The sequence below is a fragment of the Denitratisoma sp. agr-D3 genome (assembly GCF_054658675.1).
Window position 1 is genome coordinate 179,132 of sequence record NZ_BAAGIA010000004.1, and the last position, 15,423, is coordinate 194,554.

Below are 15,423 nucleotides of genomic sequence, written 5' to 3' on the forward strand. Positions count from 1 at the left end.
ATGGCACTCAAATCCACCATCTTCAAGGCCAGTCTCAACATTGCGGACATGGACCGCAATTACTACGGCCAGCACGGCCTGACCCTGGCCCGTCATCCCTCCGAAACCGACCAGCGCCTCATGGTACGCCTGCTGGCCTTCGCCCTTTACGCCGATGAGCGCTTGGAATTCGGTCGCGGCATTTCGGCCGATGACGAGCCTGCCTTGTGGCTGAAGGACTACGGCGGCGACATCAAGCTGTGGATCGAAGTGGGTCAGCCCGACGAACGTTTGCTGCGCCGCGCCGCGAATCGTGCCGACAAGGTGGTACTGCTGGCCTACGGCGGCCGCGCCATGGATGCCTGGTGGGCCAAGGAGGGGCCGGCCATCAGCCGGCTCGACAAGGTGCAGGTGTTCGCCCTGGACGACGAGGCGTGCGCCGGTCTGGCGGCCCTGGCGGAACGGGGCATGGACCTGCAATGCACGGTACAGGACGGCCAGGTCTGGCTCACCGACGGGCCCAACACCGTACACATTGAACTGCGCCGTTTGGCGGGAGGAGAACAGTGATGAGCGAAACGACGCAAAACGAGGCCCAGGACATTCCCGAGGACGCTCTGGCCGTCCATGCCCCGCTGGAGGTGCAGCGCCAGGCGGCGCGCATGGCCCAGGACGGCTTCACCCAGATTTTCCGGCTGACGGTCGAGAACGATCCCGAGGCCTTGCAACGGGGCGTGAACGACATGCTGCCCCTGATTCGGAACTGGGCCAAGGCCGGCGGCAGCGAAGAAGCTCGCCATCTGCGCCTGGCCCTGCTGGTGGCAGGCTTGGACCAATGGGGACTGGCCTATAGCCAGGCGTTCGGTCTCAACGCCATTCCCGGTCTGACCGAGCTGCTGGGCGCCCTGCGCACCGCCTTGACGGCGGAAGAGGATGCCCGTTTCCTGCAAATGTTCGACGCCCTGGGCGCCAGCGAGGGCAATGCCATCGATTTCAAGGTGGATCTGCGCCGGGGCATTCATCTTTCCCTTTGGCACGCCATGATCGCCAGCGAGGACCGGGATGAAGCCACCCATATCTGCACGGCCCTGGGGAGTCTGATGCTGGCCCTGGTCAATTCCATGCCCGTGCTGGGCTGGCGTTTGGTGGCCGATGCCCTGGCCCATGTGCAGATCCGTTGCCTGGCGGAAGGGCTGGCCAGCGATGGTTTGGGCCAGGAAATGACCCAGCAATTGTTCGCCGCCTTGCAACAAACCTTGCCCGCCGAGATCAAAACCCAGGTTTTCACCCAAGCCGCCCAGGTGGCCCTGGCATGGCAGCAGGCCAGACGCCAAGGGCAACTGGAGGCGGAGCAGGAACCGACCCGGCATTAATAATTAAGGTATTACATGAGTTCATCGGTACAACAAATTGAATTTAATGGAATAGAAGCCTTGCTTCTCAAGGCGGAAAGCGGTGCCGAGGCGGTGATCAGCCGGCTTGGTGCCCAGGTGCTTTCCTGGAAAACCGGCGACGGCAAGGAGCGTTTGTTTCTCAGCGAGCGGGCGGTTTTCGACGGCAGTCGCTCCATTCGCGGTGGGATTCCCGTCTGTTTTCCCCAGTTTTCCGGCTTGGGCGAACTGCCCAAGCATGGCCTGTTGCGGCAAAAGCCCTGGACCGTGGTGGAACAGGCCGGTCGGCGCGGTTTTGCCATGGCCTGTCTGGCTACCGGCGATGACGACGCCACCCGGGCCCTGTGGCCCCACCGTTTCAGCGCCGAGCTGACCGTGGTGTTGGAAGGCTCACGCCTGGATGTGGAACTGGCGGTGGAAAACACCGATTTGGCGCCGTTTAGCTTCACCGCCGCCCTGCATACCTATTTGCGCGTCAAGGAAGTGGAAAACGTTCATGTGCGCGGCTTGCAGGGCCTGGAATACCGGGATGCCGCCCGGGGCGACGCTATCGTGCGGGACAACGCCGAGGAACTGACGGTGGACGATGAGGTGGACCGCGTCTACCACGGGGTGAGCAAGCCCGTGCTGCTCAGCGACGGCGGCGTCAATCTGGGCATCGATGCCGAGGGCTTTCCCGACCTGGTGGTCTGGAATCCCTGGGAAACCCGTTGCGCTGCCTTGCCCGACATGGCGCCGCTGGAATTCCGCCGCATGCTGTGCATCGAAGCGGCCGCGGCGCGCCAGCCGGTGCTGCTGCCCGCCGGCGAAACCTGGCTGGGACGGCAAACCCTGGTGGCGGTCTAGGTTTTCGTCGCTTTATCGGCCGCCGTTTCCCCCGGCCAGGGCTGGTCTTCGGGCGGCCCCAGGCTGGCCAGCTTGGCCGTCAGGGTGGGGTCAAGGAACCAGCGCCCTTCCGTGGGCAGGGCGCGGTAGCTCAGAAGCTCGCCGCGCCAGGGAAATCGCAGGGTGTAGGCGTGGAGATAGGCGCGGTCGGCCTCTTCGCCGCCGTAGCGCTCGTCCCCCAGGATGGGGCTGCCCAGGCTTTTCATGGCAACCCGCAATTGATGGGTGCGCCCCGTGCGGGGGCGGAGCAGGAACAGCCGCAGCCCTGGCGCGGCCTCCGGTAAACCGTAACTGAAAAACTGCGTCACCGCCCAGGTTTCCCCCTGGCGGGCCAGGCGCCAAGAGCCGTTGCGGCCCTTGCTCATGGCGCCTTTGACCGTACCCTGTTTTTTCGCCGGTGGCCGCCGCGACAAGGCCAGGTAGTACTTTTCCACCTGTCCCTCGGCGAACAGTGTGCCGAACTGACGCGCGGCGTCTTCAGAGCGGGCCAGCAGCACCAGGCCCGAGGTGACGCGATCGAGCCGGTGGACCGGGTAAAGGGTTTCCAATCCGGTCAGTTGGCGGGCGGCGGGGAGCAGGCCGGCATCGGCGTCGTCCCGATGGAAGCTCATGCCGGCCGGCTTGACGACGACGACGAAATCCTCGTGGCGGGCAAGCAGGGTCAGGGACAAAGCGGGGAGAGCAGGGCGGTGCAGCGGGGACGCCGATCAGGCCGGCAGGTGGATGGGCATCACGTCCACGATGCCCCGTTCGGCGTACACCTGGCAGCGCTCGACGAACTCCTGGGTGCTCTTGGGCATGGCCACCCGGGCCCGGGTGATGTAGAAAATCAGATCGCGGCCATTGCAGATCAGTTGGGTGCCGAAGGAAGCCTTGCGCTGTTCGGCTTCGCTGTCGGGGTCCTCGAAAATCGGCTTGTAGCCCGCCAGGCGTTCGCCGGAAGTGACCAGATCGGCCCAGACGTCGAAAATATCCCGGTCGGTGCGCAGGGTTTCGGTCTTTTGCCGGGCTTCCATGGCGAATTCGCGGACGATGGGCTCGATACCGGCAAACATCGGACTACAGCCGATGAACTGGATCATGGCGTCGGCGATCTGGTCGATGCCTTTCATGGCCTGGCCGATCTTCAGGTAGCGGCTTTCGTAAAAGGCGTCGATCGGGATGGAAAAGGCCCGGAAGGGCTCACCCCAGAGTTCGTCGATGCCTTCCTCGCCGCTGCGGTGCAGGACCATGCGGCTCAGGCCCAGGGCTTCCTGGAGGCAGCGACCGCATTCCCGCATCAGGTCGTTGCTGGGGTTGATTTCCACCCCCATGGCTTGCAGTTCCACCAGCTTGGTGAAAATGTCCGTGGCCCGGTTGAACATGGCGCCGGCGTACATGGCGCCCTTGACCCGTTTTTTGGCCGGATCGGTTTCCTGCTCGTAGGAGGCCTTCGCTTCCGCCAGACGGTTGCCGGGGACGTTGAGGCCGTGTTCGGTGTGGTTGAACAGACGTCGCGTCAGCGCCTGGATCAGGCGCTTCTTGGCCAGCAGAGTGTCCTCCGGCACCGGATAGGTCTTGATCCAGTAACCTTCCTGGTAGATGCGCGTCTGTCCGTTGATGACGCGTATGGTGCCGGGTTCGATGTGCTCTTCCATGGACGCCCAGGGGCCGGGAAAATTGGGATGGCGGATTCTAGGGAAAAACCACCGCCTTGTGGGCGGTGTGGAAAATTCCCTTGGCCGCGCTCACATTCCCTGATAGATGGGCCCTTCGCCGCCCTGGGGGGCAACCCAGGTGATGTTCTGGCCGGGGTCCTTGATGTCGCAGGTCTTGCAATGAACGCAATTCTGGCTGTTGATCTGTAGCCGGGGATTGGCGCCGCCCTCGTCGCGGACGATTTCATACACCCCGGCCGGACAATAACGTTGTTCCGGGGCGTCGTAGAGGGCCAGGTTGCGGGTGATGGCGACATCCGGGTCGGCCAGCTTCAGGTGGCAGGGCTGGTCCTCCTCGTGGTTGGTGTTGGAGAGGAACACCGAGGACAAGCGGTCGAAGGTCAGCACGCCGTCGGGCTTGGGGTAGTCGATGGGCACGCAGGCGGCGGCGGGCTTGAGCTTGTCGTGATCGGCCTGGTTGCGCAGGGTCCAGGGGGCCTTGCCCTTCAGCAGCAACTGATCGATGCCCACCAGCACCGCGCCGAGACGGGTGCCCAGAGACATGTAGGGCTTGAAGTTGCGGGCCTTGTGCAGCTCCTCGTGGAGCCAGGAGGCGCGGAATTTCTCGGGATAAGCCGTCAGTTCATCCCGTTGCCGGCCTGCCGCCAGGGCTTCGGCCAGGGCCTCCGCCGCCAGGCTGCCGCTCTTGATGGCGGCGTGGGAACCCTTGATGCGGGACGCGTTGAGGAAGCCGGCATCGTCGCCGACCAGGGCGCCGCCGGGAAACACCAGCTTGGGCAGGGATTGCAGGCCGCCCGCGGCGATGGCCCGGGCGCCGTAGGCGAGGCGCTTACCGCCCTCGAAGAACTTGCGGATCAAGGGGTGGGTCTTGAAGCGCTGGAATTCCTCGAAGGGCGAAAGATAGGGATTGCTGTAGCCCAGGCCGACGACGAAACCGACGGACACCTTGTTCTCGCCGTAGTGGTAGAGGAAGGCGCCGCCATAGGTGTCGGATTGTAGGGGCCAACCGGCGCTGTGCAGCACCAGGCCGGACTGGAACTGTTCGGGCTTGATCTCCCACAACTCCTTGATGCCGATGCCGTAGGTTTGCGGATCGACGCCGTCGCGGAGTTTGAAGTGAGCCTCCAGCTGCTTGCCCAGCTGGCCGCGGCAACCCTCGGCAAACAGGGTGTACTTGCCGTGGAGTTCCATGCCAGGCTGGTAGGCGGCGGTGGGCTGGCCGTCGCGACCGATGCCCATGTCGCCGGTGGCGACCCCCTTCACCGCGCCGCTGTCGTCGTAGAGCACCTCGGCGCCGGCAAAGCCGGGATAGATTTCCACCCCCAGGGCCTCGGCCTGTTCTCCCAGCCAACGGGTCACCAGGCCCAGACTGACGATGTAGTTGCCGTGGTTCTGGAAACAGTCGGGAAGGAGGAAGTTGGGCACCTTGCTGGCGCCGGATGCCGACAGCAGATAGAAGCGGTCCTCGCTCACCGGGGTGTCGAGGGGCGCGCCCTGGGCCTGCCAGTCGGGAATCAGTTCGTTCAACGCGCGCGGATCCATGACGGCGCCGGACAGAATGTGGGCGCCCACTTCCGCGCCCTTGTCGATCAGGCAGACGTTGATATCGGCGTTGATCTGCTTGAGTCGGATCGCCGCCGCCAGCCCGGCGGGGCCGCCACCGACGATCACCACGTCGAATTCCATTGATTCCCGTTGCGTCATGATTTCCTCTCTTGTCGTTATAGGTAGCAAGCCGTTTCCACGGCCAATCTTGTCATCATACTGGTTGCCGCGCCGCTCACGGCGGTCGACTACGCATGACTACTTTTGTGTCGAAATTCGTTACACGTCTTGGACAGAAAAAAAACCTGTGCTATAGTTCGCGCCCCGTTAGCGCAGTGCGTTCTCCAGCGCAACGGCAGCAGCAAATTGGAGTGGTAGTTCAGTTGGTTAGAATACCGGCCTGTCACGCCGGGGGTCGCGGGTTCGAGTCCCGTCCACTCCGCCAGATCAAATAAAAAAGCCATCCTTCGGGATGGCTTTTTTATTTTCTGCTTGCCTTGCCTCCGGAGAGGAAAGGCAAGCAGAAGAAAGCAGTAGCTCAGCTACCCTGGTCTTCCGTGACCCGACGGGCGCCGTTGTAGCGGGTGGCCCAATAGGATTCGCGCATGTCCTCAATGCGGATCTGGCCGCCGACGCGGGGGGCATGGATGAACTGGTTGTTGCCCAGGTAGATGCCGACATGGGAGAAGGCGCGGCGCATGGTGTTGAAGAACACCAGATCGCCGGGCTTGAGTTCTTCCCGCTTCACGTTCTCGCCGGTTTTGCTGATTTCCGCCGCGCTGCGGGGCAGGATCAGGCCGATGCCCTCGCGGAACACGTGGCCGACGAAACCGGAGCAGTCGAAACCGTATTCGGGAGAGGTGCCGCCGCGACGATAGCGGATGCCCAGCAGGTCCATGGCCTGGTTGAGGGCAGCCTGGGTCGCCGCCTGGGCCTTGGCGGTGTATTGCTTGAAAAGGGAGGGAGGCGTCTCTGCCGCGACCGGTGTTGCTTCGTCTGCCGCGACTAACCCACTATGGGCGGCGAGGCTGAAAATCGCCGCAAGGATCAAGTTTTTTGAACGCATGGGGCGGCACTATAACAACTTGCGCCGGAGGCGTAAACCCCTGTTCATTCAGTGGAATATGACGGACTTCTGAAGTGCCGGCTGACTTTCTGCTGCGTTCCCATGGACAGGGAATGGTGAAATGGTCAGAATAGCGGCCCGCAACGGAGGTGTGGCAGAGCGGTTGATTGCACCGGTCTTGAAAACCGGCGACGTTGAAAGACGTCCGTGAGTTCGAATCTCACCGCCTCCGCCAATGAACAACCCGCGTCGATTCTTCCCTGGCGAGTGCCAAGGTCCTGAGTCGGAGCGGGTTTTCTCTTTGGTGGCCGCCCATGACTTGGGCGGGAGTGGGACAAGCAATCGCGGTGGCCGTTATTGCTCAGTCGATGGATCCAGCGCCAAGTCTTGCGGGCAGTTCAGGTTGGCGAAGGCCGATTCCTGGTCGAAATGGGTGGGCACGCCGCCGACTCCCAGCAAAAAATCCCGGACCCGCCGCTTTCCCGCCGTCAGATAGTCGACCAGGGCGGGGAGCAGGGTTTTCTGGCAAAGCAGAAAAACCGGGTGTTCTCCCTGGTCCGTGGTCGCCCAGGTGACCAGGGCCTGGGGATTGTGCGCCAGGGTGGCGCGCAGCCGGGTCACCAGGTCCGTCGGGAAGTTCGGGGTGTCGCAGGGGATGCACGCCAGGAGGGGGGTGTCGCAGGCGGCCAAGCCCGCTTGGAGTCCGGCCAAGGGGCCGGGGTAGTCGCCCAGCGCATCCGCCAACACGGGATGGCCCCAGCGACGATAGGTGTCCAGGTTGCGGTTGGCGCTGATCATCAGCCCCGTGACTTGCGGGGCCAGCCGGGCCAGGGCGTGGGCGGCCAGGGGGCGTCCTTGCCAGGACAGCAGTCCCTTGTCCTCGCCGCCCATGCGTTGCCCCCGGCCACCGGCCAGGACCAGGCCCGTGACGGCGGCGTGGTCGAGATCCATGGCGGGGCTAGACCAGCACCAAGCCGAGGCTCAAGCCCAGGGCGATGGCGATGATGCCCGGCACCACCCGCCAAGCCAGGGTCTTGCCGCCGATGCTGATGGCCAGGCTGGCCTTGAAGGCCAGGTTGGAGAGCACCGCCAAGGTGATGGCGGTGACGGCGGTGACCGTGGGTACTTTGCCCATTTCTAGCAGGTGGAGGGTGGACAGGGTGATGGCATCCACGTCGGTGAGGCCCGAGGCCAGGGAAACCAGATACATGCCCTTGCTGCCGGCCAAATCCTGCAACCAGGCCGAAACCAGCAGCACGGCGCCATAGAGCAGGCCGAAGGTGAGGGCGGTACGCAGTTCCGTGGGGTTGCGCACCTCGGGCATGGGCAGGTCTTGATGTTCGCCGTGCCGCTTCCATCCCCACAGGGCCACCCCCAGGCCGAAGACGAAGCCGCAGCCGAGCAGGGGCGCCAGGTCGGGAATCAGCTCAGGGGCGAGGAAGGCGGCCACCAGGCCGATGCGCAGCAACACCACCAGGTTGGCGAGCAGGATGACCAGGGCGGCGGTGGGGATCAGGCCGCTCTCATTGCGCGCATGGCGGGCGAAGACCATGGTGGTGGCGGTACTGGACACCAGCCCGCCGAAAAAGCCGATGACCGCGGCGCCGTGCTGGACGCCCACCAGTCGCAGGGCGGCATAGCCCGCCAGGGAGACGCCGGAGATCAACACCACCATGCGCCAGATCTGGTGCGGATTGAAGGCCTGGTAGGGGCCGTAGTTCTGGTCCGGCAGGATGGGCAGCACGATGAAGGACAGCACGGCGAATTGCAGCACCGACAGTACGTCCTTATTGGACAGGGAGACGGTGAAGCCATGCAGTTGGGACTTGAAATAGAGCAGGGAGGTGGCGGCTATGGCGAGCATCACCGCCAGGGGGCCATGGCCCAGCCACACCGCCGCGCCCAGGCCATAGGCGAGCATCAGGGCCACCACCGAGGTGGTGCCGGGGTCGCCGTCGTCCGGCGGGTCCATGGCGATGGCCGCCATCATCATGGCGCCCACGGTCAGCAGGCCCAGGGCGAGGATCCAGCCATTGCCGGTTTCCCGGGCGATCAGGGCGGACAGGCATCCGAGCAGGGCGGTCAGGCCGAAGGTACGCAGGCCGGCCTTGGCGTCGGGCTTACGTTCACGCTCGAGGCCGATCAAAAGACCGATGGCGAGACTGGTGACGAAGGCTTGCAAATCGGCGGGCATGTTTTTCCCAAGTGGCGGCGAACAGTGACTGGAGGGCGATTCTAGTCCGTACAATCCGGGATATGAGCTACTACGCACTGGTTCCCGCCGCCGGCAGCGGCGCGCGCATGGGCGGTGAACTGCCCAAACAATACCTGCCCTTGCTGGGCAAGACGGTGTTGCACCACACCCTGGCCGCCTTGGCTGCCGTCCCTGCCCTGGAAAAGCTGTTCGTGGTTCTGGCCCCCGACGATGGCTATTGGGACAGCCAGGACTGGTCCGCCTTTGGCGATCGCCTGGTGCCCCTGCGTTGCGGCGGCGCCACTCGTGCCGCCAGCGTGACCGCGGGATTGCGCGCCATCGCCGACCGGGTGGGCCGCGACGACTGGATCCTGGTGCACGACGCGGCCCGGGCCTGCCTGGACCGGGAGGCGACGGAACGCCTGCTGGACCAGGCCGGGGCCGATCCGGTCGGCGGCATCCTGGCGGTGCCGGTGGCCGATACCCTGAAGCGGGCGGAAGGTGGCCATATCGCCGTCACCGTTGCCCGCGACAACCTGTGGCAGGCGCAGACACCGCAGATGTTCCGCCACGGCCCCTTGTTGCAGGCCCTGGAGGCCTGCCCGGCGGTGACCGACGAGGCCAGCGCCATGGAATTCCTCGGCCACCGTCCCCGCCTGGTGCAAGGCGCCGCCACCAATCTCAAAATCACCTATCCCCAGGACCTGCTCCTGGCCGGCTGGATTCTGGAAAACCGATCATGACCCTTCAATTTCGCGTAGGCCAGGGCTTCGACGTGCACGCCCTGGTGACAGGCCGGCCCTGCATCATCGGCGGCGTCACAATTCCCTTCGACAAGGGGCTGCTGGGCCATTCCGACGCCGACGTGCTGCTCCATGCCGTCACCGACGCCATTCTCGGCGCCGCCGGCCTGGGCGACATCGGCCGCCACTTTCCCGACACCGATCCCCAATGGAAAGGGGCCGACAGCCGCGTGCTGCTGCGCGGCGCGGCGGCCAAGGTGCGGGCTGCCGGCTGGGCCGTCGCCAACGTGGATTGCACGGTGATCTGCCAGGCCCCCAAGATCCTGCCCCACGCCGCCGCCATGGCGGCCAACATCGCCGCCGACCTGGGCATCGCGCCCGAGCAGGTGAACATCAAGGGCAAGACCACCGAGCAGTTGGGCTTCACCGGTCGGGGTGAGGGCATCGCCGCCCAGGCGGTGGCCCTGTTGCAATCGGCATGAATCTCTCCGTGGCCTAGCGCCGACTTGGGACGGAACGGCAAGGTTTAGCCGCTAGAATCGGCCGAACCTCGACTCCTCTCCGTCGCCATGTCCCTGTTCTCCCGCACCCTGCCCAAACGCCTGGCCCGGCTCAAGGGCATGCCCCTGTTTTCCACCCTGGACGCGCGGGAACTGCGCATCGTGGACGGCATGCTCCACGAGCGCGAGTACCTGGATGGCGAGGTCATCTTCGACCAGGGCGAAGAAGGCCAGGCCATCTATCTGGTGTTCGAGGGCAGGGTGTCGATCCGTCACCACGGTGCCGAGGAAGAGGATTTCATTGCCGAGCTGGAGGCGGGCACCTTTTTCGGCGAGCAGGCCCTGCTCAACAACGCCGTGCGCGCTGCCCAGGTTCGGGCTTCGGGGCGCTGCCTGTTGGGGGTGATGTTCCGCACCGACTTCCATAGCCTGTTGGCCTCCGACGCCCGGGTGGCCTCCAAGATCGCCCTGCAACTGGCGCGCCACCTGAGCCGCCGCCTGCGGGACATGGTGGAAAGCCGGGACCACGGCAAGGACCACCTGTGAGCCGCCAACCCTGGGTTTTTTTCCATGGTCCGGATCGGGACGGCCCCGTCGTCTGGGCCGGGGTGATCGGCAGCACTTGCCTGCTGCTATTCCTGCTGCAAAAAGTGCTGTGGCTGGTGCTGCCCTTTCTGCTCGCCCTGATCCTGTACTACTTCCTGTTCCCCTCGGTGCAATGGCTGCGCTACCGGGGCATGAGCCGTTCCCTGGCATCGGTGGTGGTCATGACCTTGTTCCTGGTGACGGCGGCCATCTACTTGAGCTTCTTCCTGCCCTGGATCGCCAGCCACCTGCTGGACTGGCAATCCTCGGTCATCCGCTATGTGGATGGAGGAACCAAGCTGCTCGGGCGTACTCTGCACGGCCTGGAAAAGGCCTCCGCCATGCTTTCTAGCGCCCATCTGGCGGACCAGGTCCAACACAAGCTGACGGGGGTCACCGGCAGCGTCAGCCAATACCTGGAACCGGTGGTGCTGGGCGTGCTGACCTGGGCGCCGAGCCTGCTGCTGGCCCCCTTCGTCGCCTTCTTTTTCTTGCGGGATGGCGGCGACTTCCAGCACATGCTGGGGCGGGCCGTGCCCAACGCTTTTTTCGAAAAAACCCTGTGCCTGCTGCACGAAGTGGACCGCACCACTCGGGCGTATTTCCAGGGCCTGCTGCGGCTGACCCTGCTCGACACGGTCACCCTGGCTGCCGGACTGTGGTGGATCGGCCTGCCGGCCCCCCTGTTGCTGGGCTTGGTCTGCGCCGTGCTGGCCTGGCTGCCCTTCGTCGGCTCGGTGCTGGGGGGCTTGCTGGTGGTGCTGGTGGCGGCCACGGACTTTTCCTCCAACCCGAGCATGGCCTACGCCGCCATCTTTCTTTTCGTGGCGGTGCGCCTATTGGACGACTTTTTCTACATGCCGCTGACCATCGGTCGCAGCCTGCACATCCATCCCCTGTTGGCGGTGCTGATGATCTTCGTCGGCGGTGCGGTGGCCGGGATTCCCGGCCTGATGCTGGTGCTGCCCCTGCTCGGGGTGGTGATGGTGGTGGGCAAGACCATCGGCAAGATCATCACCGATCCGCGCCTGATGGCCCGCTATCGCCACAGCCGGCGCTTGCGGGCACGCCAGGCCAGCCTGGACCTGGTGGATTGAGGGCGGCTTAGTCGGCGGCGACGGGAACGTCGATCTTGTACTCGGTCTGATTGATCCAGCTTGCCAGGGCTGAATCCATGGTGGCCGCGTGGTCGTCGAACCAGGGCACCAGTTCCTTTACCAGTTGCCGTCCCATCTTCAGGTTGCCCTTGCTCACCTGTTCCCGGACGAAACGGGCAATCTTGAGGATTTCCGCGTGCATGCCGCCGTGGCACTCCACGGGTGGGAACATGGACCCGCGCATCCAGCGGTCCTCCTGGTCGAAATGGTGCTGGGTGTGCTCGATGAAGGTATCCAATCCTGTCAGGAACTCTTCGTCCGGGGCGGCGTCCAGTCGGTTGAGCCAGTCGATGAATTCGCGATGGGTCTCGTCCATGGGAGCGAGGCCCAATTCATATTCCGGTTTCCAGGGGGCGAGGGACATGGCGGCGGACATAAAATAAACGATGGTCGCCGATTCTACCGGCCCAGCCTTGCCTCTACTTGACTCAGGTCAGTTGCCCATGTTGATCGACACCCACTGCCATCTGGACGCCGCCGAATTTGCCATCGATCGGCAAGCGGTTCTTGCCCGTGCTCGGGAGCGGGGGGTGCGGGCCTTGGTGGTGCCGGCGGTGGAAAAGGACAATTTCTCCACGGTGGCCGATTTGTGCCGGCGGGAATCTGATTGTTTTCCCGCTTTCGGCATCCATCCGCTTTATGTGGACCGGGCACAGGACGAGGATCTGGTCGAATTACGGCGATATTTGTCCAATGGCGCGGTGGCGGTGGGGGAAATCGGCCTAGATTATTTTGTCGAACCCCGGGACGAAGCCCGGCAATTACATTTTTTTGTCGAACAATTGAAAATCGCCCGGGAAATGGCCTTGCCGGTCATTCTCCACGTGCGGCGCGCCATCGATCCGATATTGCGTGAATTACGCCGCATCAAGGTTGTGGGCGGAATAGCCCATGCCTTTAATGGGAGTATTCAGCAAGCCGAGGCTTTTATTAAGCTGGGTTTTGTCCTGGGTTTTGGCGGTGCCATGACTTACGAAAAAGCCAATCATCTGCGCCGCCTGGCGCGGGATTTACCGGCGGAAAGCCTGGTATTGGAAACCGATGCACCGGATATTGCCCCCGAATGGAAATGGAAACAGCGTAATGAGCCGGGGGAATTGATGGCCATCGCCGAGGTGCTGGCCGAACTTCGCCAGCAAGGCGTTGCCGAAGTGATGGCCACGACAGGCACCAATGCGCTGCGGGTGCTGCCGGGCTTGCATAGGGACAGCGCGACGAGCGGCGGAATTTTCTAGGGCAGGCGAGGCTAGGTGGAAAAAATATCCCCGCATGAGCGGGGATGTTTTTTCGGGGATCGCCGAGGCGCGATCCCCGAACGCCGGAATTAAATCGCCAGGGATTCCAGGGTCTTGCCAGTGGCCAGCAATTCGCTGACCCACACGGGCTTGCGACCACGACCGGTCCAGGTCAGTTCGGGTTGGGAGGGATGGCGATACTTGGCTGCCACCTTCTTGCCGCCAGCCGCCGATTTCTTGCCGGACTTCTTGCCAACCAGTTCTTCCAGGGAAAAACCGTGGGAGGTTGCCAGGGCAGCGATTTGATCCAACACCTTTTGCTTGTCTTCGGTTTGGCGCTTGGCGATTTCAGCCGGAATCTTGGCTTGCAATTCCTTCAACTGGGCGATGGACAGGTGGGAAATATCCATGAATGTTTTCTCCTGAAGATGTCGTTTATTAAGGGGAGTCCGGCAGAAAAGCCGAATCGCGGGGAATATTACCTTAATAATAATTGAGGGACATTGCGGTTAATACGTAGTTTTAATTTTTTATTCGACCCAGTTGTTACCGTGTATTTCCGCGAGCCGCCCATCCCGGCGGGAATCGGGCTTTTTCACGGCTTTGGGCCGGTCGCCGGCTGGCTATAATCGCCGCCTTTACCGTTACTGCCAGACCCGCCCCATGTGTGGAATCGTCGCCGCCGTCGCCCCCAAGAACATCGTCCCGGTCCTGATCGAGGGGCTGCGCAAGCTGGAATACCGGGGTTACGACTCCGCCGGTCTGGCCCTGCTCAAGCCGGAACTGGTCCGCGTCCGTAGCGTCGGCCGGGTGGCGGAACTGGCGGCCCAGGCCGATGGCCTGTCCGCCCACATCGGCATCGCCCACACCCGCTGGGCTACCCACGGCGTGCCCTGCGAGCGCAACGCCCATCCCCACATTTCCGGCGGCCTCGCCGTGGTGCATAACGGCATCATCGAAAACTTCCAGGAATTGCGCCGGGAACTGGGCGCCCTGGGTTACGAATTCACCTCCGACACCGACACCGAGGCGGTCGCCCATTTGCTGGCGGAAGTGCTCAAGACCGAGCCCGACCTGTTCGCCGCCGTCCGCCTGGCGAGTGCCCGACTGGTGGGCGCCTACGCCATCGCCGTAACCCGGGAAGGGGAGCAGCGCATCGTCGTGGCCCGCCACGGCGCGCCCCTGCTGCTGGGCATCAGCGAAGCTGGCCACTATGCCGCCTCCGACGCCTCGGCCCTGCTGCAAGTGACCCGCTCCATGATCTACCTGGAGGACGGCGACATCGCCGAGCTGCGCCAGGACGGCTACCACATCGTTCGTCCCGACGGCAGCGCCGCCCTGCGCGCCGTGGTGGAAAGCCAGCTTTCCGCCGACGCGGTGGAGCTGGGCCATTACCGCCACTACATGCAAAAGGAAATCTTCGAGCAGCCCCAGGCCCTGGCCAATACCCTGGAAATGATCGGCGGCGCCCAGGCCCTGTCGCCCAATGTGTTCGGCGTCGACGCCCCGGCCATTTTCGCTCGGGTCAAATCCGTGTTGATCCTGGCCTGCGGCACCAGTTACCACGCCGGTCTGGTGGCCCGCTACTGGATCGAGCAGGTTGCCAAGCTGCCCTGCACGGTGGAAATCGCCAGCGAGTATCGCTACCGCGACTCCGTGCCCGCCGCCGACACCCTGGTGGTCACCATCTCCCAGTCCGGCGAAACCGCCGACACCCTGGCTGCCCTCAAGCACGCCAAGGCTCTGGGCATGACCGATACCCTGTCCCTTTGCAACGTGCCCGAGTCGGCCCTGATCCGCGAATCGGCCCTGAAATTCCTGACCCGGGCCGGGCCCGAAATCGGCGTCGCCTCCACCAAGGCCTTCACCACCCAATTGGCCGCCCTGGCCCTGTTGGCCCTGACCCTGGCCAAGCAGCAAGGCCGCCTCGACGCCACGGCGGAGGCCCAACACCTCATCGCCCTGCGCCACCTGCCCGTGGCGGTGCAGAAGGTACTGGCCCTGGAACCGGAAATCCGCGCCTGGGCCGAGCATTTCGCCAACAAGCACCACGCCCTGTTCCTGGGCCGCGGCCACCACTACCCGATCGCCCTGGAAGGGGCCTTGAAGCTCAAGGAGATCTCCTACATCCACGCCGAGGCCTATCCCGCCGGCGAACTCAAACACGGTCCCCTGGCCTTGGTGGACAAGGAAATGCCCGTCATCGCGGTGGCGCCCAACGACGCCCTGCTGGAAAAGCTCAAGTCCAACTTGCAGGAAGTAAAGGCCCGGGGCGGCGAGCTGTACGTGTTCGCCGACCGGGATTCCGAAGTCACCCCCGGCGAGCACGTCCATGTGCTGCGCCTGCCCGAGCACTACGGCCTGCTCTCGCCCGTGCTCCACGTCGTCCCCCTGCAACTGCTGGCCTACCACGCCGCCCTGGTCAAGGGCACCGACGTGGACAAGCCGCGCAACCTGGCCAAGAGCGTCACCGTGGAATGAAAAA

Annotated in this window: 17 protein-coding genes and 2 tRNA genes; 11 read left to right on the plus strand and 8 right to left on the minus strand. The window is 64.0% G+C overall.

The genetic code is table 11. The features are described from left to right. From ACYQ2U_RS12690 to ACYQ2U_RS12700, 3 genes are read left to right on the plus strand one after another with little or no spacing between them, the layout of a single operon-like run. A complete protein-coding gene (locus ACYQ2U_RS12690) occupies positions 1 to 549 on the plus strand; it encodes a YaeQ family protein (protein ID WP_459950746.1) in 549 nt (182 codons plus the stop codon). Beyond that, positions 549 to 1,352 (plus strand): hypothetical protein, encoded by an 804-nt coding sequence (locus ACYQ2U_RS12695; protein WP_459950747.1) that lies wholly within the window; start codon positions 549 to 551, stop codon positions 1,350 to 1,352. Before ACYQ2U_RS12690 ends, ACYQ2U_RS12695 begins: the two co-directional genes overlap by 1 nt. Before the next feature lie 60 nt (positions 1,353 to 1,412). Then, positions 1,413 to 2,216 (plus strand): D-hexose-6-phosphate mutarotase, encoded by an 804-nt coding sequence (locus ACYQ2U_RS12700; protein WP_459950748.1) that lies wholly within the window; start codon positions 1,413 to 1,415, stop codon positions 2,214 to 2,216. Here ACYQ2U_RS12700 and ACYQ2U_RS12705 read toward each other — a convergent pair. From ACYQ2U_RS12705 to ACYQ2U_RS12715, 3 genes are all read right to left on the minus strand, one after another. Then, a complete protein-coding gene (locus tag ACYQ2U_RS12705; protein ID WP_459950749.1) occupies positions 2,213 to 2,926 on the minus strand; it encodes a TIGR01621 family pseudouridine synthase in 714 nt (237 codons plus the stop codon). The genes ACYQ2U_RS12700 and ACYQ2U_RS12705 overlap by 4 nt on opposite strands. 36 nt (positions 2,927 to 2,962) lie before the next feature. Further along, a complete protein-coding gene (locus tag ACYQ2U_RS12710; protein WP_459950750.1) occupies positions 2,963 to 3,892 on the minus strand; it encodes a hypothetical protein in 930 nt (309 codons plus the stop codon). A gap of 90 nt (positions 3,893 to 3,982) precedes the next feature. Next, positions 3,983 to 5,617 carry an electron transfer flavoprotein-ubiquinone oxidoreductase gene (locus tag ACYQ2U_RS12715; RefSeq protein ID WP_459950751.1) on the minus strand — a complete coding sequence of 545 codons (1,635 nt, stop codon included), beginning with the start codon at positions 5,615 to 5,617 and terminating at the stop codon, positions 3,983 to 3,985. A gap of 209 nt (positions 5,618 to 5,826) precedes the next feature. On the opposite strand from ACYQ2U_RS12715, the gene ACYQ2U_RS12720 reads away from it, so the two are divergent. Next, positions 5,827 to 5,903: transfer RNA gene (locus ACYQ2U_RS12720), tRNA-Asp, on the plus strand. Positions 5,904 to 5,996: 93 nt separating this feature from the next. Here the strand turns inward: ACYQ2U_RS12720 and ACYQ2U_RS12725 are convergent. Continuing rightward, positions 5,997 to 6,524: a C40 family peptidase gene (locus ACYQ2U_RS12725; RefSeq protein WP_459950752.1), complete on the minus strand. Its 528-nt coding sequence runs from the start codon at positions 6,522 to 6,524 to the stop codon at positions 5,997 to 5,999. A 145-nt stretch (positions 6,525 to 6,669) separates the two neighbouring features. On the opposite strand from ACYQ2U_RS12725, the gene ACYQ2U_RS12730 reads away from it, so the two are divergent. Continuing rightward, positions 6,670 to 6,759 (plus strand) — tRNA-Ser (locus tag ACYQ2U_RS12730). 119 nt (positions 6,760 to 6,878) lie between these two features. Here ACYQ2U_RS12730 and mobA read toward each other — a convergent pair. Next, a complete protein-coding gene (mobA, locus tag ACYQ2U_RS12735) occupies positions 6,879 to 7,475 on the minus strand; it encodes a molybdenum cofactor guanylyltransferase MobA (RefSeq protein WP_459950753.1) in 597 nt (198 codons plus the stop codon). 7 nt (positions 7,476 to 7,482) lie between these two features. Next, a complete protein-coding gene (locus tag ACYQ2U_RS12740) occupies positions 7,483 to 8,718 on the minus strand; it encodes an MgtC/SapB family protein (protein WP_459950754.1) in 1,236 nt (411 codons plus the stop codon). Positions 8,719 to 8,780: 62 nt separating this feature from the next. Between ACYQ2U_RS12740 and ispD the strand changes: the two genes are divergently transcribed. The 4 genes from ispD (at position 8,781) to ACYQ2U_RS12760 (ending at position 11,643) form a co-directional block, all read left to right on the plus strand. Further along, the gene (ispD, locus tag ACYQ2U_RS12745; protein ID WP_459950755.1) at positions 8,781 to 9,461 is read left to right on the plus strand and encodes a 2-C-methyl-D-erythritol 4-phosphate cytidylyltransferase; all 681 of its coding nucleotides are present in this window, start codon (positions 8,781 to 8,783) and stop codon (positions 9,459 to 9,461) included. After that, a complete protein-coding gene (gene ispF / locus ACYQ2U_RS12750) occupies positions 9,458 to 9,943 on the plus strand; it encodes a 2-C-methyl-D-erythritol 2,4-cyclodiphosphate synthase (RefSeq protein ID WP_459950756.1) in 486 nt (161 codons plus the stop codon). The genes ispD and ispF overlap by 4 nt, the downstream gene beginning before the upstream one ends. An 87-nt stretch (positions 9,944 to 10,030) precedes the next feature. Beyond that, a complete protein-coding gene (locus ACYQ2U_RS12755) occupies positions 10,031 to 10,507 on the plus strand; it encodes a cyclic nucleotide-binding domain-containing protein (RefSeq protein WP_459950757.1) in 477 nt (158 codons plus the stop codon). Then, positions 10,504 to 11,643, plus strand: coding sequence for an AI-2E family transporter (locus ACYQ2U_RS12760; protein WP_459950758.1), 1,140 nt, complete (start codon positions 10,504 to 10,506; stop codon positions 11,641 to 11,643). The genes ACYQ2U_RS12755 and ACYQ2U_RS12760 overlap by 4 nt, the downstream gene beginning before the upstream one ends. A 7-nt stretch (positions 11,644 to 11,650) precedes the next feature. Here the strand turns inward: ACYQ2U_RS12760 and ACYQ2U_RS12765 are convergent, their stop codons facing one another. Beyond that, entirely contained in the window at positions 11,651 to 12,079 is a 429-nt protein-coding gene (locus ACYQ2U_RS12765; RefSeq protein WP_459950759.1) for a hemerythrin domain-containing protein, read from the minus strand. 67 nt (positions 12,080 to 12,146) lie between these two features. On the opposite strand from ACYQ2U_RS12765, the gene ACYQ2U_RS12770 reads away from it, so the two are divergent. Beyond that, positions 12,147 to 12,938 carry a TatD family hydrolase gene (locus ACYQ2U_RS12770; protein ID WP_459950760.1) on the plus strand — a complete coding sequence of 264 codons (792 nt, stop codon included), beginning with the start codon at positions 12,147 to 12,149 and terminating at the stop codon, positions 12,936 to 12,938. A gap of 89 nt (positions 12,939 to 13,027) precedes the next feature. On the opposite strand, the gene ACYQ2U_RS12775 is transcribed toward ACYQ2U_RS12770, so the two are convergent. Further along, positions 13,028 to 13,348, minus strand: a complete 321-nt coding sequence (locus ACYQ2U_RS12775) for an H-NS histone family protein (protein ID WP_459950761.1) — start codon at positions 13,346 to 13,348, stop codon at positions 13,028 to 13,030. 253 nt (positions 13,349 to 13,601) lie between these two features. Between ACYQ2U_RS12775 and glmS the strand changes: the two genes are divergently transcribed. Continuing rightward, the gene (gene glmS / locus ACYQ2U_RS12780) at positions 13,602 to 15,419 is read left to right on the plus strand and encodes a glutamine--fructose-6-phosphate transaminase (isomerizing) (RefSeq protein WP_459950762.1); all 1,818 of its coding nucleotides are present in this window, start codon (positions 13,602 to 13,604) and stop codon (positions 15,417 to 15,419) included. Positions 15,420 to 15,423 lie beyond the last annotated feature (4 nt).

Coding starts and splice junctions, on each gene's coding strand:
- ACYQ2U_RS12765 (WP_459950759.1), bottom strand. CDS start 12,079: ATGTCCGCCGCCATGTCCCTCGCCCCCTGGAAACCGGAATATGAATTG.
- glmS (WP_459950762.1), top strand. CDS start 13,602: ATGTGTGGAATCGTCGCCGCCGTCGCCCCCAAGAACATCGTCCCGGTC.
- ACYQ2U_RS12725 (WP_459950752.1), bottom strand. CDS start 6,524: ATGCGTTCAAAAAACTTGATCCTTGCGGCGATTTTCAGCCTCGCCGCC.
- ACYQ2U_RS12770 (WP_459950760.1), top strand. CDS start 12,147: ATGTTGATCGACACCCACTGCCATCTGGACGCCGCCGAATTTGCCATC.
- ispF (WP_459950756.1), top strand. CDS start 9,458: ATGACCCTTCAATTTCGCGTAGGCCAGGGCTTCGACGTGCACGCCCTG.
- ispD (WP_459950755.1), top strand. CDS start 8,781: ATGAGCTACTACGCACTGGTTCCCGCCGCCGGCAGCGGCGCGCGCATG.
- ACYQ2U_RS12690 (WP_459950746.1), top strand. CDS start 1: ATGGCACTCAAATCCACCATCTTCAAGGCCAGTCTCAACATTGCGGAC.
- mobA (WP_459950753.1), bottom strand. CDS start 7,475: ATGGATCTCGACCACGCCGCCGTCACGGGCCTGGTCCTGGCCGGTGGC.
- ACYQ2U_RS12740 (WP_459950754.1), bottom strand. CDS start 8,718: ATGCCCGCCGATTTGCAAGCCTTCGTCACCAGTCTCGCCATCGGTCTT.
- ACYQ2U_RS12715 (WP_459950751.1), bottom strand. CDS start 5,617: ATGACGCAACGGGAATCAATGGAATTCGACGTGGTGATCGTCGGTGGC.
- ACYQ2U_RS12755 (WP_459950757.1), top strand. CDS start 10,031: ATGTCCCTGTTCTCCCGCACCCTGCCCAAACGCCTGGCCCGGCTCAAG.
- ACYQ2U_RS12710 (WP_459950750.1), bottom strand. CDS start 3,892: ATGGAAGAGCACATCGAACCCGGCACCATACGCGTCATCAACGGACAG.
- ACYQ2U_RS12775 (WP_459950761.1), bottom strand. CDS start 13,348: ATGGATATTTCCCACCTGTCCATCGCCCAGTTGAAGGAATTGCAAGCC.
- ACYQ2U_RS12695 (WP_459950747.1), top strand. CDS start 549: ATGAGCGAAACGACGCAAAACGAGGCCCAGGACATTCCCGAGGACGCT.